General features: G+C 69.1%; 22 protein-coding genes and 1 pseudogene. 11 read left to right on the forward strand and 12 right to left on the reverse strand.

Annotation, left to right across the window (positions count from 1 at the left end; all coding sequences use genetic code 11):
* Window positions 1-58: 58 nt before the first annotated feature.
* The 3 genes from ACFYVR_RS20445 to ACFYVR_RS20455 are packed head-to-tail and all read right to left on the reverse strand — an operon-like array spanning window position 59 to window position 2,928.
* On the reverse strand, window positions 59-1,180 hold the full coding sequence (locus ACFYVR_RS20445) for an adenosine deaminase (RefSeq protein WP_387476678.1): 1,122 nt from the start codon (window positions 1,178-1,180) through the stop codon (window positions 59-61).
* Between the two features lie 30 nt (window positions 1,181-1,210).
* Complete coding sequence (locus ACFYVR_RS20450; RefSeq protein ID WP_387476527.1) at window positions 1,211-2,506, reverse strand: thymidine phosphorylase; 1,296 nt, start codon at window positions 2,504-2,506, stop codon at window positions 1,211-1,213.
* Entirely contained in the window at window positions 2,503-2,928 is a 426-nt protein-coding gene (locus ACFYVR_RS20455) for a cytidine deaminase (RefSeq protein ID WP_387476529.1), read from the reverse strand. The genes ACFYVR_RS20450 and ACFYVR_RS20455 overlap by 4 nt, the downstream gene beginning before the upstream one ends.
* A gap of 267 nt (window positions 2,929-3,195) precedes the next feature.
* Between ACFYVR_RS20455 and sdhC the strand changes: the two genes are divergently transcribed.
* From sdhC to ACFYVR_RS20480, 5 genes are all read left to right on the forward strand, one after another.
* Window positions 3,196-3,600: a succinate dehydrogenase, cytochrome b556 subunit gene (gene sdhC / locus ACFYVR_RS20460; protein ID WP_387476531.1), complete on the forward strand. Its 405-nt coding sequence runs from the start codon at window positions 3,196-3,198 to the stop codon at window positions 3,598-3,600.
* 1 nt (window position 3,601) lies between these two features.
* A complete protein-coding gene (locus tag ACFYVR_RS20465; RefSeq protein WP_387476533.1) occupies window positions 3,602-4,039 on the forward strand; it encodes a succinate dehydrogenase hydrophobic membrane anchor subunit in 438 nt (145 codons plus the stop codon).
* A 15-nt stretch (window positions 4,040-4,054) separates the two neighbouring features.
* A complete protein-coding gene (gene sdhA / locus ACFYVR_RS20470; protein ID WP_387476535.1) occupies window positions 4,055-5,806 on the forward strand; it encodes a succinate dehydrogenase flavoprotein subunit in 1,752 nt (583 codons plus the stop codon).
* Window positions 5,806-6,582, forward strand: a complete 777-nt coding sequence (locus ACFYVR_RS20475; RefSeq protein ID WP_387476538.1) for a succinate dehydrogenase iron-sulfur subunit — start codon at window positions 5,806-5,808, stop codon at window positions 6,580-6,582. Before sdhA ends, ACFYVR_RS20475 begins: the two co-directional genes overlap by 1 nt.
* A 220-nt stretch (window positions 6,583-6,802) precedes the next feature.
* Complete coding sequence (locus tag ACFYVR_RS20480; RefSeq protein WP_387476540.1) at window positions 6,803-7,222, forward strand: helix-turn-helix domain-containing protein; 420 nt, start codon at window positions 6,803-6,805, stop codon at window positions 7,220-7,222.
* Window positions 7,223-7,336: 114 nt separating this feature from the next.
* On the opposite strand, the gene ACFYVR_RS20485 is transcribed toward ACFYVR_RS20480, so the two are convergent.
* Window positions 7,337-7,867 carry a hypothetical protein gene (locus tag ACFYVR_RS20485; RefSeq protein WP_387476542.1) on the reverse strand — a complete coding sequence of 177 codons (531 nt, stop codon included), beginning with the start codon at window positions 7,865-7,867 and terminating at the stop codon, window positions 7,337-7,339.
* A 319-nt stretch (window positions 7,868-8,186) separates the two neighbouring features.
* Between ACFYVR_RS20485 and ACFYVR_RS20490 the strand changes: the two genes are divergently transcribed.
* From ACFYVR_RS20490 to ACFYVR_RS20505, 4 genes are read left to right on the forward strand one after another with little or no spacing between them, the layout of a single operon-like run.
* Window positions 8,187-8,498 carry a hypothetical protein gene (locus tag ACFYVR_RS20490; RefSeq protein ID WP_387476544.1) on the forward strand — a complete coding sequence of 104 codons (312 nt, stop codon included), beginning with the start codon at window positions 8,187-8,189 and terminating at the stop codon, window positions 8,496-8,498.
* The gene (locus ACFYVR_RS20495; protein ID WP_387476545.1) at window positions 8,498-9,013 is read left to right on the forward strand and encodes a hypothetical protein; all 516 of its coding nucleotides are present in this window, start codon (window positions 8,498-8,500) and stop codon (window positions 9,011-9,013) included. The genes ACFYVR_RS20490 and ACFYVR_RS20495 overlap by 1 nt, the downstream gene beginning before the upstream one ends.
* Window positions 9,010-9,993, forward strand: a complete 984-nt coding sequence (locus ACFYVR_RS20500) for a hypothetical protein (RefSeq protein WP_387476547.1) — start codon at window positions 9,010-9,012, stop codon at window positions 9,991-9,993. Before ACFYVR_RS20495 ends, ACFYVR_RS20500 begins: the two co-directional genes overlap by 4 nt.
* A 1-nt stretch (window position 9,994) precedes the next feature.
* Window positions 9,995-11,305: a D-alanyl-D-alanine carboxypeptidase family protein gene (locus ACFYVR_RS20505; RefSeq protein ID WP_387476550.1), complete on the forward strand. Its 1,311-nt coding sequence runs from the start codon at window positions 9,995-9,997 to the stop codon at window positions 11,303-11,305.
* A 12-nt stretch (window positions 11,306-11,317) separates the two neighbouring features.
* Here the strand turns inward: ACFYVR_RS20505 and yhjD are convergent, their stop codons facing one another.
* From yhjD to ACFYVR_RS20535, 6 genes are all read right to left on the reverse strand, one after another.
* Window positions 11,318-12,340: an inner membrane protein YhjD gene (yhjD, locus tag ACFYVR_RS20510; RefSeq protein ID WP_387476553.1), complete on the reverse strand. Its 1,023-nt coding sequence runs from the start codon at window positions 12,338-12,340 to the stop codon at window positions 11,318-11,320.
* Between the two features lie 65 nt (window positions 12,341-12,405).
* Window positions 12,406-13,452 (reverse strand): tryptophan--tRNA ligase, encoded by a 1,047-nt coding sequence (gene trpS, locus ACFYVR_RS20515; RefSeq protein WP_387476555.1) that lies wholly within the window; start codon window positions 13,450-13,452, stop codon window positions 12,406-12,408.
* Window positions 13,453-13,507: 55 nt separating this feature from the next.
* Window positions 13,508-13,963 (reverse strand): barstar family protein, encoded by a 456-nt coding sequence (locus ACFYVR_RS20520; protein WP_387476557.1) that lies wholly within the window; start codon window positions 13,961-13,963, stop codon window positions 13,508-13,510.
* 25 nt (window positions 13,964-13,988) lie between these two features.
* A complete protein-coding gene (locus ACFYVR_RS20525) occupies window positions 13,989-14,792 on the reverse strand; it encodes an exodeoxyribonuclease III (RefSeq protein WP_387476559.1) in 804 nt (267 codons plus the stop codon).
* A gap of 36 nt (window positions 14,793-14,828) precedes the next feature.
* Window positions 14,829-15,971, reverse strand: coding sequence for an MFS transporter (locus ACFYVR_RS20530; protein WP_387476680.1), 1,143 nt, complete (start codon window positions 15,969-15,971; stop codon window positions 14,829-14,831).
* Between the two features lie 199 nt (window positions 15,972-16,170).
* On the reverse strand, window positions 16,171-17,394 hold the full coding sequence (locus tag ACFYVR_RS20535) for an NADP-dependent isocitrate dehydrogenase (RefSeq protein WP_387476561.1): 1,224 nt from the start codon (window positions 17,392-17,394) through the stop codon (window positions 16,171-16,173).
* 382 nt (window positions 17,395-17,776) lie between these two features.
* Here ACFYVR_RS20535 and ACFYVR_RS20540 point away from each other — a divergent pair, with 382 nt between their 5' ends.
* Window positions 17,777-18,604: a shikimate 5-dehydrogenase gene (locus ACFYVR_RS20540; RefSeq protein WP_387476563.1), complete on the forward strand. Its 828-nt coding sequence runs from the start codon at window positions 17,777-17,779 to the stop codon at window positions 18,602-18,604.
* 90 nt (window positions 18,605-18,694) lie between these two features.
* On the opposite strand, the gene ACFYVR_RS20545 is transcribed toward ACFYVR_RS20540, so the two are convergent.
* Together ACFYVR_RS20545 and ACFYVR_RS20550 are read right to left on the reverse strand one after the other, a co-directional pair.
* Window positions 18,695-19,207, reverse strand: a complete 513-nt coding sequence (locus tag ACFYVR_RS20545) for an O-acetyl-ADP-ribose deacetylase (protein WP_387476565.1) — start codon at window positions 19,205-19,207, stop codon at window positions 18,695-18,697.
* A 9-nt stretch (window positions 19,208-19,216) separates the two neighbouring features.
* Window positions 19,217-20,509 (reverse strand): serine hydrolase domain-containing protein, encoded by a 1,293-nt coding sequence (locus ACFYVR_RS20550; protein ID WP_387476567.1) that lies wholly within the window; start codon window positions 20,507-20,509, stop codon window positions 19,217-19,219.
* A gap of 178 nt (window positions 20,510-20,687) precedes the next feature.
* On the opposite strand from ACFYVR_RS20550, the pseudogene ACFYVR_RS20555 reads away from it, so the two are divergent.
* A pseudogene (locus ACFYVR_RS20555) lies at window positions 20,688-21,511 on the forward strand (benzoate/H(+) symporter BenE family transporter); the annotation flags it as partial.
* Between the last annotated feature and the right edge of the window lie 28 nt (window positions 21,512-21,539).

A 21,539-nucleotide genomic window follows, 5' to 3' on the forward strand; every position in this document is an offset into this window, starting at 1 on the left:
GAACCCCTGTGCACGCGGCAGAACCCCTGTGCACACGGTTTCCGGCATGCGCCGCGGCTCAGCCCTTCAACCGGGCGTACCCGGGTTTGACGACCTCGTCGATGAGGCGCAGCCGGTCCGGGAACGGGATGAACGCCGACTTCATCGCGTTGATGGTGAACCGTTCGAGGTCGGTCCAGTCGTACCCGAACGTGTCCACCAGCTTGACCATCTCCTCGCTCATGGTGGTGGCGCTCATCAGCCGGTTGTCGGTGTTGACGGTGACGCGGAAGCGCAACCGCGCGAGCAGGTCGAACGGATGCCTGTCGAGGCTGGGCACGGCACCGGTCTGCACATTCGAGCTCGGACACAGTTCGAGCGGAATCCTCTTGTCCCGCACGTAGTTCGCCAGACGCCCGAGTCGGGTGATCCCGTCGTCGTCGACGCGGATGTCGTCGGTGATCCGCACGCCGTGGCCGAGCCGGTCCGCACCGCAGAACGCGATCGCCTCGTGGATCGACGGCAGCCCGAAGGCCTCGCCAGCATGGATGGTGAAGTGGGCGTTGTTGGCACGCATGTGTTCGAACGCGTCGAGGTGGCGGCTGGGCGGGTGCCCCGCCTCCGCGCCCGCGATGTCGAAACCGACGACGCCGCGGTCCCGGAACCGGACGGCCAGGTCCGCGATCTCGCGGGATCGTGCCGCGTGCCGCATGGCGGTGAGCAGGCAGCCGATGCGGATCTCCCGTCCGGCGTCGCGAGCCGACGCCATCCCGTCCTCGAACCCGAGCAGGGTGTGGTGCACGACCTCGTCGAGTGTCAGCCCGCGTTCGAGGTGCTGCTCGGGCGCGAAGCGGATCTCCGCGTACACCACACCGTCCACGGCGAGGTCGGCGACACACTCGTGGGCGACTCGCTGCAGCCCTTCCGGAGTCTGCATGACCGCGACGGTGTGCGCGAACGTCTCGAGGTACCGCTCGAGCGACCCACTGCTCGCTGCGTCGGCGAACCAGGCGGCGAGGGCGTCGGCGTCGTCCGCGGGCAGCCCCTCGTAGCCGCAGTGGCCTGCCAGGTCCAGCACCGTGGCGGGGCGCAGACCGCCGTCGAGGTGATCGTGCAGCAGCGCCTTGGGCGCGGTCCGCACCGTGTCGAGGTCGAGCGGAGCGGGTCCGGCGTGCGCGCCGGACGGGGTCGGTGTGGTCATCCGGGGCGGTGTGGAGCTCATATGGCGACGCTAGACCCGGACCAGTCCGACACGGTCGATCACGAGCGGCTCGTCGGGCGGCGTGTCGCCGATCGACCAGGCGCCGTCGAGCGCCGCACGGGCTGCTGCGAACCGTTGCGGGGTGTCGGTGTGCAGGGTGAGCAGCGGTTGTCCCGCGACGACGGCATCGCCGGGCCTGGCGTGCCACTGCACCCCGGCCCCGGCCTGGACGGGCTGTCCCTGCCGTTCGCGCCCGGCCCCGAGACGCCAGGCCGCGACCCCGACCGCCATCGCGTCGAGCCGGCTGAGCACACCGGATGCGTTCGCGTACAACACTTCCCGCTCTCGCGCCACGGGCAGTTCCCCGCCCGGGTCTCCACCCTGCGCGGCCACCATCGCACGCCACCGGTCCATCGCGCGTCCGTCGCGCAGGACGTCGGCCGGGTCGACGGCGTCGAGTCCGGCGGCGGCCAGCATCTCCCCGGCCAGGGTCAGGGTCAGTTCCACCACGTCGGCCGGGCCGCCACCGGCGAGTACCTCGACCGCCTCGGCGACCTCGAGCGCATTGCCCGCGGTGCGGCCGAGCGGCGAGTTCATCGACGTGAGCAACGCGACCGTGTGGACACCGGCGTCGTGGCCGAGTTCGACCATCGTGGTGGCCAGTTCGCGAGCGTCGGCCGTCGACTTGACGAATGCACCGGACCCGACCTTCACATCGAGGACGAGCGCCTGTGAGCCCTCGGCGATCTTCTTGCTCATGATCGAACTGGCGATCAGCGGGATCGACTCGACCGTCCCCGTGACGTCGCGCAACGCGTAGAGCTTGCGGTCGGCGGGCGCCAGGTCCGCGCCCGCCGCGCAGACCACGGCACCGACCTGCGGATCCGCCAGAATGCGCATCATCTCGCCGGAGCCGACATCGGCCCGCCATCCCGGGATCGACTCGAGCTTGTCGAGTGTCCCGCCGGTGTGGCCGAGTCCACGACCGGACAGTTGCGGAACCGCCGCCCCGCACGCGGCGACCAGCGGCGCGAGCGGCAGGGTGATCTTGTCCCCGACACCGCCGGTGGAGTGCTTGTCGACGGTCGGTCGCGGCAACACCGACAGGTCCATCCGGCGTCCGGACGCGATCATGGCCGCGGTCCAGGCGGTGGTCTCGGCGCGGGTGAGTCCCCGGAACACGATCGCCATGGCAAGTGCGGACATCTGCTCGTCGGCGACCTCGCCCCGCGTGAAGGCGTCCAGGACCCATGCGATCTCGGCGGCGCCGAGTTCCCGCCCGTCCCGTTTACCGGTGATGACGGAGATGATGTCGAAGTCGGTCACCGGGCCGTTCCCCCGTCCCCGGCGCCGAGCACCCGACCGAGGTCGTCGGGCCCGAATGCCGCAGGCAGCAGGGCCGACAACGGAACCGGACCGGTCGGTGTGTCGACGGCGAGGTCGGGACCGCCGTGTTCGAGCAGCAGTTGCCTGCACCGTCCGCAGGGGGTCAGAACGGCGGATGACGCGTCGCGGCAACTGAATGCCACCAGACGTCCCCCACCCGACGCGTGCAAGTTACCGACCAGTCCGCATTCGGCACACAGACTCAGGCCGTATGAGACATTTTCCACATTGCATCCGACGACGATGCGCCCGTCGTCCACCAGCGCAGCCGCCCCGACCGGATAGTTCGAGTAGGGCGCATACGCCCGCTCGCGCACTCGATCCGCGTTGTCCCGCAACAACTTCCACTCGATTTCCACCACGGTTCACCATCCTGGCACGAGCTCCGCAGGCACGCACGGCCGACACGCGGGAGGGTGGTGCGTGATTGGGAAGGCAAACCTAAGTAAGCTGTCGGTGCCACGTACGAACCGCTTGCCGAATTAGTTCCCCGATTGCGGGAGGATTACAGTGCAGGAAGTCGGTTCAGGTTCTCGTCGCGCCAAGACTGAAAACTCCAGGGTGTCCCCAGTAACAGTCGAAATCCCGGTGCGACGCGTCCACCAAAGACGTTGGAGGCACAGCACTCGATGAGTAGCACGACTGAAGCCGCTCCGGCACAGGAGCGCACGCGGTCGCTATACCGGGGCGACCCCGGAATGTGGTCTTGGGTTCTACACAGGATCACCGGCGTCGCGACATTCTTCTTCCTTTTCGTCCACGTTCTCGACACCGCACTGGTGCGAGTCAACCCGGACACCTACGACCGGGTCATCGAGACCTACAAGAACCCCGTTGTCGGGCTCATGGAGCTCGCCCTGGTCGCGATGGTCCTCTACCACGCACTCAACGGTCTTCGCGTGATGCTCGTCGACTTCTGGTCGAAGGGCCCCCAGTACCAGCGCGTGATGCTCTGGGTCATCCTCGCGATCTGGTTCGTCGTGATGATCCCGGGCGCGGGACGCATCTTCTACAACATGTTTGCGGGGCACTGACATGAGCGAAGCGAAGATTTTGGCCACGGCGTACGACCGCCCGGCCAGCCTGGACAGCCCGCGCTCGCCGCGCCGCCAGGCCAAGAACAACTTCGAGCTCTACGCCTGGTTGTTCATGCGTCTGTCCGGCCTCGCGCTGATCGTGCTCGTGCTCGGCCACCTGTTCATCATGCTGATGGTCGACGAGGGTGTGCACCGCATCAACTTCGCGTTCGTCGCGGGACGCTGGTCCAGCCCGTTCTGGCAGTTCTGGGACCTGTCGATGCTGTGGCTCGCGCAGCTGCACGGCGGTAACGGCCTGCGCACGGTGATCGCGGACTACTCGCGCAAGGATTCGACGCGCTTCTGGCTGAACGTGGTCCTCGCGGTCTCGATGATCCTCATCATGGGCCTCGGCACCTACGTCATCTTCACATTCGACCCCAACATCTCGGCCTAGGGGAGCAGACACTTCATGCTGGAACATCGTTACGACGTGGTCATCGTCGGCGCCGGCGGCGCCGGGATGCGCGCGGCAATCGAGTCCGGGCCGCGTACCCGTACCGCGGTCCTGACCAAGCTGTACCCCACTCGCAGCCACACCGGCGCCGCGCAGGGCGGCATGTGCGCCGCGCTCGCGAACGTGGAGGAAGACAACTGGGAGTGGCACACCTTCGACACCGTCAAGGGTGGCGACTACCTCGCCGACCAGGACGCCGTCGAGATCATGGCCAAGGAGGCCATCGACGCGGTGCTCGACCTGGAGAAGATGGGTCTTCCCTTCAACCGCACCCCCGAGGGCAAGATCGACCAGCGCCGTTTCGGTGGCCACACCCGCGATCACGGCAAGGCCCCGGTCCGCCGCGCCTGTTACGCCGCCGACCGCACCGGCCACATGATCCTGCAGACGCTCTACCAGAACTGCGTCAAGCACGACGTCGAGTTCTTCAACGAGTTCTACGCACTCGACATCGCGCTGACCGAGACCGAGGAGGGCCCGGTCGCGACCGGTGTCATCGCCTACGAGCTCTCGACCGGCGAGATCCACGTCTTCCACGCCAAGTCGATCGTGTTCGCGACCGGCGGCTCGGGACGCATGTACAAGACGACGTCCAACGCGCACACCCTCACCGGTGACGGCATGGGCATCATCTTCCGCAAGGGCCTGCCCCTCGAGGACATGGAGTTCCACCAGTTCCATCCGACGGGACTCGCGGGCCTCGGCATCCTCATCTCCGAGGCCGTCCGCGGCGAGGGCGGCATTCTCCGCAACGCCGACGGCGAGCGCTTCATGGAGCGGTACGCCCCCACCATCAAGGACCTCGCGCCCCGCGACATCGTCGCCCGCTCGATGGTGCTCGAGGTGCTCGAGGGTCGCGGCGCGGGACCGAACAAGGACTACGTCTACATCGACGTGACCCACCTCGGCGAGGACGTGCTCGAGGAGAAGCTCCCCGACATCACCGAGTTCGCCCGCACGTACCTCGGTGTCGACCCGGTCACCGAGCTGGTGCCGGTGTACCCGACCTGCCACTACGTCATGGGCGGCATCCCCACCAAGATCAACGGTGAGGTGCTCCGCAACAACGACGATCACGTTCCCGGCCTGTACGCCGCGGGCGAGTGCGCGTGCGTCTCGGTGCACGGCGCCAACCGCCTCGGCACCAACTCGCTGCTCGACATCAACGTGTTCGGTCGTCGGGCCGGCATCGCCGCCGCCGAGCACGCCCTGTCCACCGACTTCGTGCCGCTGCCGGACGAGCCCGCGAAGATGGTCGAGGAGTGGCTCGAGGTCATCCTCTCCGACCACGGCAACGAGCGGGTCGCCGACATCCGTCGCGAACTGCAGCAGTCGATGGACAACAACGCGTCCGTCTTCCGCACCGAGGAGACGCTGACGCAGGCCCTGAAGGACATCAAGGGCTTCAAGGAGCGCTACAACCACATCACCGTGCAGGACAAGGGCAAGCGCTACAACAGCGACCTGCTCGAGGCCGTCGAGCTCGGCTTCCTGCTTGAGATGGCGGAGGTGACCGTCGTCGGTGCACTGAACCGCAAGGAGTCGCGCGGCGGCCACGCCCGCGAGGACTACCCGAACCGCAACGACGCCGACTACATGAAGCACACGATGGCGTACAAGGAGGGGTCGGACCTCATTGCGCCGATCCGTCTGGACTACAAGCCGGTGGTCCAGACCCGCTACGAGCCGATGGAGCGTAAGTACTGATGTCCGCACCCGTTGTAGACAAGGACGCACCCGCGCTGCCGCCCGTGCCCGAGGGCGCTGTCATGGTCACCCTCAAGATCGCCCGGTTCAACCCGGAGGACGGCAAGGGTCAGCACTGGGAGTCCTTCCAGGTTCCCACCCTGCCGACCGACCGTCTGCTGAACCTGCTGCTGTACGTGAAGGGCTACCTCGACGGCACGCTGACGTTCCGCCGGTCCTGCGCACACGGCGTGTGCGGCAGTGACGCGATGCGGATCAACGGCGTCAACCGGCTCGCCTGCAAGGTGCTGATGCGCGACCTGCTGCCGAAGGATTCGAGCAAGCAGCTGACCATCACCATCGAGCCCATCAAGGGCCTGCCGGTGGAGAAGGACCTGGTGGTCGACATGGAGCCGTTCTTCGACGCGTTCCGTGCCGTCAAGCCGTTCCTGATGACGTCGGGCAACGAGCCGACCCGCGAGCGGATCCAGTCGCAGGCCGACCGCGCCCGGTTCGACGACACCACCAAGTGCATCCTCTGCGCCTGCTGCACCACGTCGTGCCCGGTGTACTGGAGCGACGGCAGCTACTTCGGCCCGGCCGCGATCGTGAACGCACACCGGTTCATCTTCGACAGCCGCGACGAGGGTGCCGCCGAGCGTCTCGACATCCTGAACGACAAGGACGGTGTGTGGCGCTGCCGCACCACCTTCAACTGCACCGACGCGTGCCCCCGCGGCATCCAGGTGACGAAGGCCATTCAGGAAGTCAAGCGCGCGCTCCTGTTCGCCCGCTGACGAACCTTCGACCGCACGCATTTCGCGAGGTTGTTGCCACGAAGGCGCGGATCCAGTCGGGTCCGCGCCTTCGTGCGCCATTTTCCCAGTTCGCCGGTTAACAGCGTGTTTCGGCTCGAGAATCTTCACCGTCGTGGCAACCCATCCGCTACCATGTGCACGCAGAGGTAGCGAGCCCCTAATTCCAGGGGCACACACGAAGGGATCGGGACCTACGGCAATGGATTCAGACTTCGCATCTCGGCTGAACAAGCTGTTCGACACTGTGCACCCGCCGGGGCGAAAGCCACACACGAACACCGAGGTGGCCGAGGCGTTGAACGCCGCGGGTCACCGCATCTCCAAGCCGTACATCTCACAACTGCGAAACGGGCAGCGCACCAACCCGTCTCCGGAGACCGTCGCTGCGCTGGCCCAGTTCTTCAAGGTCAAGTCGGACTACTTCTTCGACGACATCTACGCGTCGAAGATCGACCACGATCTCGAGCTGCTCGCACAGCTGCGGGGGTACGGCCTGCGTCGACTGTCCGCCCGGGCATTCGACCTGTCCACCGAATCACAGGAACTTCTCACCGCCATGGCCGAAAAGCTCCGGCGCAGTGAAGGATTGCCGGCCACACCGCCGGACTCCACCGAGTAGATCTGTGCGCACCACTGACATCCGGGCAAGGCGCCGGCGGGTCCTGACCGCCGGCGCCTTCCTCGGTTTCGTCGTTCTCGTCCCCGGGCTCGCATCCGCCGCCAACGGCGACGATCAGCCCAACAGCGCCACAGTGGCCGTGACCACGCCGGACAGCAAACCGGGCAACGGCAACGCGAACGGCAACGGCAACAACGGCGGCGGCTGGTGCGACCACGAAGGCAACGGCGACAACTGCGGCAACGGCAACACCAAGACAACCAACCCCCCGGCCACCCCCGAGCCGACAACGCCCGCGGTCGAACCGACCACCACGACGGCTGAGTCCACGACGAGCGTCGAACCCACCGGCACAACCACGGTCGAACCGACGACCACGACGGCAGAGCCGACCACCACAACCGCGGAGCCCACGACCACAACCGCGGAGCCCACGACCACAACCGCGGAGCCGACCACCACAACCGCGGAGCCCACGACCACAACCGCGGAGCCGACAACCACCACGGTCGAGCCGACCACCACAACCGCGGACCCCACGACCACCACGGCCGAGCCGACCAGCACGACGGCGGAGCCCACGACCACAACCGCGGAGCCGACCACCACCACGGTCGCGCCGACCAGCACGACGGCGGAGCCCACGACCACGACGACGGCCCCCACGACCACCACGGCCTCGGTGAGTACGACTGCTGCGGTGGGGCCGGGTGGTCCGCCGGATGGTTCGGACGGGGATGACGACGACCGTCCCACGTCTCCGTCGCCGGTGGAGGCGGTGCAGCAGGAGTCGGCTCCGCCTGCGGCCGGCGCATCCGCCGCGACCGGTGCAACCGGTGCAACCGGTGCAACCGGTGCAACCGGTGCAACCGGTGCAACCGATCCGGCTGGCGCGACCGACGCGCTGGGTGATGATTCGGCGGCCGCGAACGACGTCTCGTCGGCGGGTGTGGGTGATCATGCGGTGAGTGAGCGGGGCGCGGAGGTGCTCGCTCGGGCCGAGAATGCGACCCGGGATCCTGCGAATTCGCCTGCCGCACAGCAGTCGTCGGCGCAGCGGTCGTCCGCGCAGCAGCCCTCCGGGGACCCCGCGTCGCCGGAGGTCGAGTTGGCGTCCGCGTCCGGGCCGGGTGGTGATCTCGGTGCCGCGACCGCGGGTGTCACGGCCGTGTTGTTCGCGGCCGGTGCGACCGGTTTCATGAGTTTCCGCAGTGCCCGCGCCGCCCGGGTGCGTCTGAACGTGGCGCGCGCCGAGTTCCTGGAGCCGAGGGCGTGATGGCCGCGTCGGAGGCCGGTTCGCGTCCCGTCCGGAATCATCGTCGCGTGCTCGCGGCGGTGGATGCGGTGCTGGACATGGCCGCGCAGACCCACGCGGTGACCATCGAGGACATCGCGCAGGCGTTGGCCGCGGTGCGGCGGCGTCCGATCGAGATCGAGTTCGAGGATCTCGGTCCGGGTGTGTGGGGTCAGCGCCGGGAGTTCCCCGATCACGACCGGATCGTGCTTGCGCGTAGCCTGCCGAGTGTGACCAGGACACTCGCCCACGAGATCGGGCACATCGTGTTCCGGCATCCGGGTGCCGCGGTCACCGAGGCGACGCTGGCAGCGGACGACGATCTGATCGCGTACATGCTCAGCGAGCGGTCGGCGGTGACGGTGGACATGTCGCGGGAGGCGCTGCACGAGTGGGAGGCGGAGGCGTTCGCGGTCCGGCTGCTGCAGCGGCTCGGGCAGTTCGAGCGCGGTGACAACTGGCGTCCGCTGCTGTGCTTCGACGAGGCGCTGGGGTGATCACCTGGCTTGTCGCACTGTTGTGCTCGACCGCGGTGGGGGCGCGGATCGGGCGGCTGACGGTGCGGCCGCCGTCGCTCGCTCGGGTGTCGATCGCGATCGCGGCGGTCGCACTGACCGCGGCGGCGACGGTGCGCACCACGACCGTCGTCGACGTGCTCGACGGCTTCCGCGACGATCTCGCGGCGACCTCGTTCGAGTGGTGTCTGATCGCGTTCGCCGCGACGACGTCGCTGATCGCGGCCGCGTCACTGACCCGGCTCAGCACGCGATCCCAGTGGCCGGTGGCGGTGACGGCGGCGGCCCTGGCTCTGGTTGTCGCGGCGGTCGAGGTGACCGCGGATCACGGTGCGCTGACCAACGGGTATCTGGTGGTGACGACGGTGTTCGCCGTTGCGGTCGGTGTGCGGCACGTCGCGTGGAATCCGCTCGGCCGTGCCATCGGCCTGTACTGTCTGGGCCTCGCGGTGATCGCCGGTGTCTGCGCCGTCACCCTGGTCGCGAATCCGGGAAATCACCTGGATCCGGCGAGCAGTTGGTGGTCTGTGGCCGTCATTCTGGTCAGCGGCGGCTGTTCGTCTGTGATGATCGAGGCGTGGGTCCGCGCGAAGGTCGATCTGCGTCGTACGCGCCGTCTGTGGACGGCTCTGACGGCTGCGCATCCGGAACTGCTCGACAGCGACTACCGGTCGGTGACGGCAACCCTGACGGCCGGCGATCGGGTGTCGCAGATCCTCGACGGCCTGTATCTGCACGCCGGCGGCGGACTGATCGGGCCGGGATCCACCGCTCCTCCGGAGGATCTGTCCCAGCGGGCCACGGTGGTCGCGGCCTGGTTGCACCGCAGCGCGTTCGAGGTGGAGCCGATCGATCCGAGATGGTTGGGGACGCCGGTCGAGGTGACCGACCGCGAGTGGATCCTCGCGCTGTCCGCAGCGTACGACCGGCCGCGGCGGCGCGCCGGTTCGACCGTCACCTAGCATGCGTCACCCGGCCGCCCCGATGATGTCGCTCGGCACGATCCGGAGTTGCGCGATCGCCGCCGCGGCGATCGGGTTGATCGGTGTCCCCGTCGCGGCGCAGCCCGTTCCGGTGCCCGGTCCCCCGTTGCCGGCGCCGTTCATCGCACCGAACACCGATGCCTGCCCGCAGCGCTCGGTGCCACCGCCGGCGATCGACCAGTCCGAGGTGCCCGCGCCCGGCGATCCGGTTCCGACGCCGTTGCCGGTGCCGTCCGAGCCGGTCGGCGGCGACGATCTCGGCCGCTGCGGTGTGGTGACCGCGGCGGGCACTCCCCCGCTGCCTGCGGACATCTCGGCGACGTCGTGGGTGCTGTCGGACCTGGACACCGGTGAGGTGCTCGCCGCGAAGGACCCTCACGGCCGGTACCGCCCGGCGAGCACCATCAAGATCCTGCTGGCGCTGGTCGCGCTCGAGAACCTGGACCTCGACACCACGATCGTCGCGACGAAGGCGGATGCCGACGTCGAGGGCAGCGCGGTCGGCCTCGGCCCGGGCGGGACGTACACCAACCGGCAACTGCTGCAGGGTCTGGTGATGGCGTCGGGCAACGACGCGGCGCACGCTCTCGCCGCGCAACTCGGCGGTGACGCGGAGACGGTACGGAAGATGAACGAGATGGCGCGACGCCTCGGGGCGCTCGACACCCGCGCCGCGACACCGTCGGGACTCGACGGCCCCGGCATGTCGAGTTCCGCCTACGACCTGTCGCTGATCTACCGGGAGGCGATGCGCAACGAGACGTTCGCGGAGCTGATCCACACGCAGACCGTGGACTTTCCCGGCTTCCCGAGAGATCCGGCCGACCCGGAGGACAAGGACCATCCCGGTTTCGTCCTCGCGAACGACAACAAGCTCCTCTACAACTACGACGGCGCGCTCGGCGGCAAGACGGGGTACACCGACGACGCCAGGCAGACCTTCGTCGGCGGCGCGGAACGCGGTGGACGCCGCTTGGCGGTGACGCTGATGAAGGCCGACGTGCTGCCGATCCGTCCGTGGGAGCAGGCGGCACGGCTCCTGGACCACGGGTTCGCGTTGCCGTCCGGAACCTCGGTCGGCGAGCTCGTCGAACCGGGCTCGTCCGCCGGTGCGGCACCGGTCACCGTCGCCTCTCCTCCGGCCGCCGACGGCGCCACCGCCGACACCACCGCCGGGTCGGTCGCCATCGCGTCGGGCGGTTCCCGGACGGTGGTGGCGGCCTCGGGTGCGGCGTTGGCCGCGGTGTTCGTCGGCGCCGCGGCGCTGGCCCACCGTCGGCGACGCCGCTGACGGGCGAGTACCTCAGTCGCGTCCGCGCCGGAACAACCCGCGCACGCCGAGCGCGGCCGCCGCCCCGGCGCCGATCAGTGCGAGCGCCTCCACGGCCGTCGGTCCCTTCGCCGAGGGGGCTGCGACGGCGATGACCGCGGGTTCCGGTGGCGGCACGAACGCGCGTGCCTCGTTCTCGTGCGCGGTCGCCGCCCACGCAGTCGAGATCAGCACCAGCCGGGCGGTGAAGTAGATGAACACGAGCAGACCGATGATCGGCCCGAACGTCGATCCCGCCGGTCCGTTGGTGACGGCCTGCAGGTAGATCACGCCGACGCGCTTGAACACCTCGAACCCGACGGCCGCGATGAGCGCCGCCCTGGCGGCGCTGCGCAACGTCACCGGTTCCCGCGGCAGCCGGGCGATCACCAGGACGAACACGCCCCAGCTCACGGCGACCGCGAGCAGGGACAACCCGACCTGGACCAGGGCCTGCACCCAGCCGAGGTCGTCGATCCCGAGGAACGTCAACACCGTCCGGATCACCCCGCCCTCGGCGAGCACCGACAGTCCGCCCGCCGCGACGATCCCGAGGAACAGGGCAGCCAGCTTGGTCAGGTCCCGCAGCTTGGTCGTCACGAAACCCGACCGCGGGTGCTGCTGCGCCCACATCGCCGTCAACGCCTCGCGGGCGTTCGCCATCCATCCGAGGCCGGAGTAGGCGGCGACGAGCAGACCGAACACGCCGACGGTGGCGCGCGCCGAGATCGCCGAGTCGATCAACTGGTTGATCTGGTCACCGAGGTCGCCGGGCATGGCCTTGACGACCGCACTGTGGATCGAGTCGACGATCTCGGGGTTCTGCGCGAGGACGACACCGCCGATCGCGAAGGCGACCATCATGAGTGGGAACAGCGCGAAAACGCTGAAGTAGGTGATACCCGCGGCGAAGTAGTCACCCTTCTGGTCCTGGTAGCGGACGCCCGCACGAATGGCGTGGTCGAGCCACGGCCACGCCGCCCGGCGACGCTCGAGCATGCCCATCAGATCCGGCACCCGCACTCCTCTCGAGCTCGAGCCGCCGTGTCGTACTCCCGGATCTCACCCGGGGGCGGGCAGCGTCACCCCTTCTGGGCCAGGAAACCCACCTTGTCATAGACCGCCGCCAGAACCTTCGACGACACCTCGCGTGCACGCTCGGCGCCGGCGTCGAGGATCCGGTCGAGTTCGGCCGGGTCGGCGAGGAACTCGTCCACCTTGGCGCGCAGCGGCGTCACGAACTCGACCAGCACGTCGGCGGTGTCGGACTTCAGGTCTCCGTAACCCTTTCCGGCATACCCCTTTTCCAGGTCCTCCACACTCGTCCCGGAGAGCGCCGACTGGATGGTGAGGAGATTGGAGACGCCGGGCTTCTCCTCGCGGTCGAACCGGATCTCCCGCTCGTTGTCGGTGACGGCCGACCGGATCCGCTTCGCCGAGACCTTCGGGTCGTCGAGCAGGTTGATCAGTCCCGCGTCGGAGGCGGCGGACTTGCTCATCTTCGACGTCGGGTCCTGCAGGTCGTAGATCTTCGAGGTGCCCTTGATCATCTGCGCCTCGGGCACCACGAACGTCTTGCCGAAGCGGGTGTTGAACCGCTGGGCGAGATCGCGAGCCATTTCGAGGTGCTGACGCTGATCCTCACCGACCGGCACCCGCTGCGGACGGTAGAGCAGGATGTCGGCGGCCATCAGGACGGGATAAGTGAACAGTCCGACGGTGGCGGCCTCGGTGCCCTGCTTGGCGGACTTGTCCTTGAACTGCGTCATCCGGCTGGCCTCGCCGAAGCCGGTGATGCAGTTGAGCACCCACGCCAGCTGGGCGTGCTCGGGCACCTGGCTCTGGACGAAGAGGGTGGACCGCTCCGGGTCGATGCCGAGCGCGAGCAGCTGCGCCGCCGCGATCTTGGTGCGCTTGCGGAGCTCCTTCGGGTTCTGCGGCACCGTGATCGCGTGCAGGTCGGGAATGAAGTAGAAGGCGTCGAAATCGTCCTGCAGCTGCACCCACTGGGCCAGGGCACCGAGGTAGTTGCCGAGGTGGAAGGAATCGGCGGTCGGCTGGATGCCGGACAGCACGCGCTGCCGGGCGGTGGGTGCGGAACCGGGGGCGGACGATTCGGAACTCGACATGACCTCGATCCTTTCATGCCGGAAACGCCCCCTCGCCCGCACCCCGAAGGTGGGCTCAGGTGTCGAGACGGACCGGCGACACCCCCGCGCTGGTCCACCGGTGGGCGAGGGTGACCGCGCGTCCCCGGTCGACCTGCCCGACGACCCGGATCCCGGCGTCCGCCAACGCGGACAGCAACCAGGTCAGCGCCCCCGGTTCGTCGCCCAGCAGGATGTCGGCGTCCCGGATCACCAGAAACAGGGCGGGAGCGTCACCGAGCCAGTCGCGCCAGTCACGCAGGCACTCGCCGAACGCGGCCTTGCCGGGCTCGAAGTGGTAGGGGAACTGCAGGGCCGCGGCGAACTCGTCGTACACGGCGGCGACCGTCCGCATGGTCGCACCCCGCACCAGACGGACGGTGTGCCCGAGCTCGGACAGCGCGAACGCCGCGTTGTCGGCGTCCCGGGGTGACCCCGCGAGTGCCGCGAACTCCGAACCTGTTCCCGCGGCGAACCGCTCCAGTGTGGTCATCGGCGCGCCTCCGGAACGACCCGGTTCACCGGTACCGCACCGTGACGGGTGCGTGGTCGGACCAGCGCTGGTCGTACGACTGTGCGCGTTCGACGACGGCCTCCTTCGCTCGTTCCGCGAGGGTCGGGGTGGCGACCTGGTAGTCGATCCGCCAACCGGCGTCGTTGTCGAATGCCTTGCCGCGGTAGGACCACCAACTGTACGGGCCGGCGAGGTCGGGGTGCAGCCACCGCATCACGTCGACCCAGCCGAACTCGCCGAACACCGAATCCATCCAGGCCCGTTCGTTCGGCAGGAACCCCGAGTTCTTGACGTTGCCCTTGTGGTTCTTCAGGTCCAGTTCGGTGTGGGCGATGTTCCAGTCGCCGCACACCACGGCGTCGCGGCCGGCCTGTGTGGCCGCCGCCGCGGTCGTGGACAGGTGGGCACCGAACGAGTCGAGGAACCGTTCCTTCTCGACCTGGCGGTCCGTCCCCACCTCACCCGACGGCAGGTACAGGCTCGCCACGGTCAGCTCGTCGAAGTCGGCCTCGAGGTACCGTCCGGCCTCGGCGAACTCGTCGTCGCCGTGCCCGATGCGCACCGCGTCGGCGGGCCGCCGGGACAGCACGGCCACACCGTTGCGTCCCTTGACCGCGGACTCCGCGGCCACCAGGTGCCACCCGTCGTCGAGGGCCGGGGCGAGGGTGGACCGCAACTGCTTGTCGTCGGCGCGGGTCTCCTGCAGGCACACCACCTCGGCGTCGGTGGCGGTCAGCCACTCGAGCAGGCCCTTCTTCGCGGCGGCGCGGACGCCGTTGACGTTGACCGTGGAAATGATGTGCGGCACAGCAGAACACCGTAGCGAACCCGCCGAGGGTGCCGCCTATCGACCGGCCGCGCGGCGCTCCATCAGCACCGCCACGCCCAGCACCACGAGTCCGGCCACCGCCAGCATGGACCCGACCGCGGCCGGCGCGGTGTACCCGTGTCCGGCGGCGATCACGACGCCGCCGATCCAGGCCCCGAACGCGTTGGCTATGTTGAGGGCGGCGTGGTTGAGCGCCGCGGCGAGGGTCTGCGCGTCGGCCGCCACGTCCATCAGCCGGGTCTGCAGCGCGGGCACCATCGCCGCACCGGCCAGCCCGACGAGGAAGACGAACAGCATCGCGGTGACCGGGTTGCGCACCGCGACGACGAACACCGCGAGGATCACCGCCAGCGCGGCCATACAGGCCGCGAGGCCCTTGGTCAGCGCGCGGTCGGCGAGGTACCCGCCGAGCAGGTTGCCCGCGACCATGCCGAGGCCGTACAGCATCAGCGCCAGGGGCACGAGGGAGCGTGCGAGTACCGTCACGTCGGTCAGCGTCGTGGTGATGTACGAGTAGACGGCGAACATGCCACCGAAGCCGACCGTGCCCATGATCAGCGTCATCCACACCTGGACGCGGCCGAGCGCGCCGAGTTCGGTGATCGGGTTCGTGATCGGCATCGCGTCGAGCCGCGGAATCCACGCGGCGAGCGACGCGACGGTCACCACGCCGATCACCGCGACGACGGCGAATGCGGCCCGCCACCCGAGGTGCTGGCCGATCCAGGTGGCGACGGGAACTCCGATCACGTTCGCGACGGACAGACCGAGCATCACGGTGGCGACCGCCTTGGCGCGGCGGCCCGGTTCGGCGAGGTGCGCGGCGACCAGCGCGGCCACCCCGAAGTACGCGCCGTGCGGCAGGCCGGCGAGGAACCGGGCGGCCATCAACGTCGCGTAGTCGGGCGCGAACACGGACGCGGCGTTGGCGACGGTGAACGCCACCATCAGTGCGATGAGCAGGGTCCGCCGCGGTACCCGGGCGGTGAGTGCCGCGATCAGTGGGGCGCCGACGACCACGCCGAGCGCGTAGGCCGAGATGACGTGTCCGGCGGTCGGTTCGCTGATGTCGAGGCCGGACGCGATGTCGGGCAGCAGCCCCATCGCGACGAACTCGGTCGTGCCGATGCCGAATCCGCCGAGGGACAGCGCGAGCATCGCGCGGCCACGACGCGTGGAAGCAGGTTCGGTGCGGGGAAGTGTCGACGAAACCACTGACCAATTGTGGTCACGGCGGCTCCGACATCTCCAAGCGGGAGGAGGTGAGTTCGCTCACTCGGCGCGGCAACCGCGAGGGGCGCCCGGAATCCGGACGCCCCTGTCGGCTGCGTCGTGCCTGTGTGACGTGTGTCCGCAACTAGTTCGCCGCGTACGCCTTCTGCAGGTTGTCGTCGAGCGCGCCGAGGAATTCCTCGGTGGTCAGGTAGCCCTGGTCCCCGCCGACGAGCAGCGCGAGGTCCTTGGTCATCTGGCCGCCCTCGACGGTCGTGATGACGACGTCCTCGAGCTGCTGCGCGAAGCCGATCACCTCGGGGGTGTTGTCCAGCTTGCCGCGGTGTTCGAGGCCCCGGGTCCACGCGAAGATCGACGCGATCGGGTTGGTCGACGTCGGCTTGCCCTGCTGGTGCTGACGGTAGTGCCGGGTGACGGTGCCGTGCGCGGCCTCCGCCTCGACGGTCTTGCCGTCCGGGGTCATCAGCACCGAGGTCATCAGGCCGAGCGAGCCGTAGCCCTGCGCGACGGTGTCCGACTGGACGTCACCGTCGTAGTTCTTGCAGGCCCAGACGTAGCCGCCCTCCCACTTGAGCGAGGAGGCGACCATGTCGTCGATGAGGCGGTGCTCGTAGGTCAGGCCCGCGGCGTCGAACTCCGCCTTGAACTCCTCCTCGTAGATCCGCTGGAACTCGTCCTTGAACATGCCGTCGTAGGCCTTGAGGATGGTGTTCTTGGTCGACAGGTAGACCGGGTAGTTCTGCTGCAGGCCGTAGGACAGCGAGGCCCGCGCGAAGTCCTGGATCGACTTGCGGTAGTTGTACATCCCCATGACGACGCCGCCGTCCTCGGGAATGCGGCACACCTCGTGCTGGATCGGCTCGGAGCCGTCGTCGGGGGTGTAGGTGATGGTGACGGTGCCGGCGCCGGGGACCTTGAAGTCGGTGGCGCGGTACTGGTCGCCGAACGCGTGACGTCCGACGATGACCGGCTTGGTCCAGCCGGGAACCAGGCGCGGCACGTTGGAGATCAGGATCGGCGCGCGGAAGATGGTGCCGCCGAGGATGTTACGGATGGTGCCGTTGGGCGAGCGCCACATCTTCTTGAGGCCGAACTCCGCGACCCGGGCCTCGTCCGGCGTGATGGTCGCGCACTTGACGCCGACCCCGTGAGCCTTGATGGCATTGGCGGCGTCGATGGTGATCTGGTCGTCGGTCTTGTCGCGGCTCTCGATACCCAGGTCGTAGTACTCGAGGTTCACATCGAGGTACGGGTGGATCAGCTTGTCTTTGATGAACTGCCAGATGATGCGCGTCATCTCGTCGCCGTCGAGTTCGACGACGGTGCCCTCAACCTTGATCTTGGACATGTGTACTTCGCGTCCTCCTAGGAAGTTTCCCTGGTCACACGGTTGGCCGTCCGATTCGTGAGCGGTCGGCGAACGACTCGATCGGTAGAGCCGTACAACACACTCGGGCCCGGACTCGCGGCGCCAAACAAGACAAGCGTACTGCTATTGCCTCGACGCGCAACGCGAGGGCCGCCGAACGGCCACCCACTGTTCGACAACTTTCCCCAGCTCAGACCCCTACCTGCGACGGATCCACCGCCGCCGCCACGACAGTGGGCGCCTCGTCGAACCCTCGGCCTCCCCACGACTCTACGACGCATCGTGACGGGAGTCACCGGCCCGCGGAAGCGCCCGCGCCCACCGGACGCGCCGGGTCGTGGGGAGCGATACGGTGGAGTCCGTGCGCCGGATCAGCAGGGACTCCATCAACCGGGACACGACGGTGTGCATGTCGCTGTCCGGGCGACCGTCGAACATCGGGACACGGTTCCACAACCACCTGTACGAGGAACTCGATCTCGACTACGTGTACAAGGCCTTCACCACCACCGACCTCCCCGCTGCGATCGCCGGTATCCGCGCGCTCGGGATCCGCGGTTGCGGTGTGTCGATGCCGTTCAAGGAGGCGTGCATCGAGCACATCGACGTGATGCACCCGTCCGCGTCGGCGATCGCGTCGGTGAACACCATCGTGAACGAGGACGGCGTGCTGCACGCGTACAACACCGACTACGAGGCGGTGGCGTCCCTGCTCACCGACCGCGGCGTCGACCCGTCGGGCACCGCCGTCGTGGCCGGCAGCGGCGGCATGGCCAAGGCGGTGGTGGCGGCCCTGCGCGACAAGGGTTTCCGCGCGGTGACGATCGTCGCCCGCAATGAGGCGACCGGCCGGGCGCTGGCGGACGAGTACGGCTTCGACTGGCGGTCCGAGCCCGGCGACCTGCGTGCCGCGCTGCTCGTCAATGCCACCCCGATCGGCATGGCGGGCGCGGACGAGGACGGCTCACCGTTCGAGGGCGCCGCCGTCCGGGCCGCCGACACCGTCTTCGACGTGGTCGCGATGCCGCCCGAGACGCCGCTGATCCGGTCGGCCCGCGCGGCCGGCAAGGCGGTGATCACCGGCGCCGAGGTGATCGCGCTGCAGGCGGCGGCCCAGTTCGTGCTCTACACGGGCGTCACCCCGACCCCGGATCAGGTGCGCCGCGCCTCCGAGTTCTCCCGCGCCTGACCCTGCCTCCCCCAGCCCCCTCTCCCCCTGCGGCTGAAGGTGGCCTTCGTACCGCTGGGCGAGTCGAAGGTCGCCTTCAGCCGGTGGGGTTCAGGCGTCGAGCGCGGCGCGCAGGAGGTCCGCCATCTCGTCGGCGAAGGCCACGAACGTCACCGTCTCCACCGCCGTCCCCGATCCACGCACCGCGGACACCGCCTGCCGGGCGGCGTCCGCGTGCGGCCAGCCGTAGATGCCGGCCGAGATCACCGGGAACGCGACGGTCCGCGCCTCGAGGTCGTCGGCGACCTCGAGGCTGCGGGTGTACGCCGAACGCAGGATCGCCGACCGGTCCTCGACCGTCGAGTACACCGGGCCGACGGCGTGAATCACCCAGCGCGCGGGCAGGTTTCCCGCCGTGGTGGCCACCGCGTCACCGGCGGACAGCCCGTCCGGCAGGCTGCTCGCCCGCAGGGCCCGGCACTCCGCGAGGATCGCGGGGCCACCGGCACGATGGATCGCCCCGTCCACTCCCCCGCCGCCGAGCAACCGCGAGTTCGCGGCGTTGACGATGGCGTCGGCCGCGAACCGCGTGATGTCGCCGCGCACGACCTCGATGGCGACCACCGGCCCGCCTCAGCTGGTGGGTGTCGGGGTCGGCACGCTGGTCCCGGATGTCGACGTGCCGGTCTGGCCCGGCATCGGACCGCTGTCGGAGAGCCGGTACACGTGGTCCGGGGAGATGATCTGCGTGATCGCGGTGGCCAGGAGGGTGCTCGGCTCCGAGCCCTCGTACGCCTCGTCGGTGTTGATCATGATCGCGAGCGTCGTCTCCTGCTCCGGCAGGTACACGACCACGGTCTGGTAGCCGGGCAGGCTGCCGTTGTGGCCGATCCACCCGTTCACGTCGAAGATGCCGAGGCCGTAGCCGACGCCCGCCGGATGACCGGGTGCGGTGACCGTCTCGAGTCGCTGCTCCTGCGTCGCCGGCTCGAGCAGGGTGCCGGTGGCCAGCGCCGGACCCCAGATCCGCAGGTCGTCGAGCGTCGAGATCATCGCGCCGGCGGCCCAGCCCCACGACGGGTTCCAGTCGGTCGCGGCCGCTTCCTGACCGTCCGCGGTCTGGTTCGTGTAGCCCTGCGCGTGCGGCTCGGGGAACGCGTTGGTGGTGGGGAAGATCGTGTCGTCCAACTGCAGCGGCACGGCGATCTTGTCGTGCACGTAGTCCGGGAGGGTCATTCCGCTGACGTTCTCGACCACCAGGCCCAGCAGCGTGGTGTTGGTGTTCGAGTACTCGAAGCCCTCGCCGGGCGGGAAGGTCGGCGGCAGCGCGAACGCGTAGCCGAGAAGCTGCTGCGGCGTGAAGGGCGCGGAGGGGTCGGCGAAGAACGCCTGCTGGAACTGCTCACTGACGGTGTAGTTCGCGAGCCCGCTCTGCATCCGCGCCAGCTGCCGGATCGTGATCCGGTCGCCGTCGGGCACTCCGGGGACGTACTTCGAGATCGGGTCGTCGAGACCGACCTTGCCCTCGTCGACGAGCTGCAGCACCCCGGTGACGGTGAACGTCTTGGTGACGCTGCCGATCCGGCTGAAGAAGTCCGCCTGCATCGGCGCGCCGGTCGCCTTGTCCGCAACCCCGTGGGCCTCGACGTAGTTCCCGTCGGGACCCCAGATTCCGACGATCGCACCCGGCACGGAGGCCTGCGCCATCGCGGCCTCGATCGCCGAGTCGAGTCGTTCCGCGACCGCGGAGTCCATCGCGGCGGCCTCGCCCGCGGACGTGGTCCCGGTGGTCGAGGTGGTCGAATCGGGGGTCGAGTCGTCGGCGCAGCCCGCCGCGACGAGGAGGCCGACGGCCGCCGCGGCGACCAGCCCCCGGTGGCGAAGTGCTCTGCATCGAACAGTTCCGGTCCCGGTCTGATTCCTCATCGCACGTCCCGTCGGTCGGAGTGGATTGTCGTCGAACCTCCATGAGACTGTGACAGATCACGACCCTCGGGCGCGAGTGGTCCGCCCGAACACGAAGCCGGAAGAGCCGGCAGGTGACCCGGACCGGGATCACCGTGGGTGAGGATGGCGGACGTGTCCTCACGTCCCGGCCGATTCGATGCGGCGAGGCCAACCGCTGGCGGCGGGTGTCGTGACCGCGCTCGTCGGCTTCACCAGCTCGTTCGCGGTCGTGCTCACCGGACTGACGGCGGTGGGAGCGAGCGCCGGTCAGGCGGCGTCCGGTCTGATGATCCTGTGCGTGACGCAGGCGGTCGGGATGCTGTGGCTGGCACACCGTTACCGGATGCCGATCACCCTGGCGTGGTCGACGCCCGGCGCCGCCCTGCTCGCCGGGACCGGCACGATCACGGGAGGCTGGCCCGCCGCGGTCGGCGCGTTCGTCGTGGTCGGTGCCGCGGTGGTCCTCACCGGGCTGTGGCCACGACTGGGCCGGCTGATCGAGTCGATTCCCGTCCCGCTCGTGCAGGCGATGCTCGCCGGCGTCCTGCTGCCGCTGTGCCTCGCGCCGGTGACCGCGCTGCGCACCTCACCGGCGGCGGTCGCGCCGGTCGTGGTGGTCTGGCTTGTCCTGCAACCGTTCTCGACGCGGTGGGCGGCCCCCGCCGCGTTCGCGACGGCGGCCGTGGTGATCGGCGTCGATCTCGTTCTCGGCGACGCGTCCCTCGACACCGGCTCACCGACCCTCGTCTCGAGGTCACCGCCCCCCAGTGGCCGTGGCAGGCGATCGTCGGCATCGCCCTGCCGCTGTACATCGTCACGATGGCGTCGCAGAACCTTCCGGGCACCGCGGTGATGGGCGCGTTCGGCTACCGGGTGCCGTGGCGGGCCGCGACGGCCGTCACCGGCGTCGGCACGATCGTCGGGGCTCCTGCCGGTGGTCACGCGATCAACCTTGCGGCGATCAGCGCCGCGCTCGCCGCGGGTCTGGGCATCCGACTGCTGGTGAACA

The sequence above is a fragment of the Rhodococcus sp. NPDC003318 genome, from assembly GCF_042879035.1.
In the GTDB taxonomy this organism is placed as follows: domain Bacteria; phylum Actinomycetota; class Actinomycetes; order Mycobacteriales; family Mycobacteriaceae; genus Rhodococcus_G.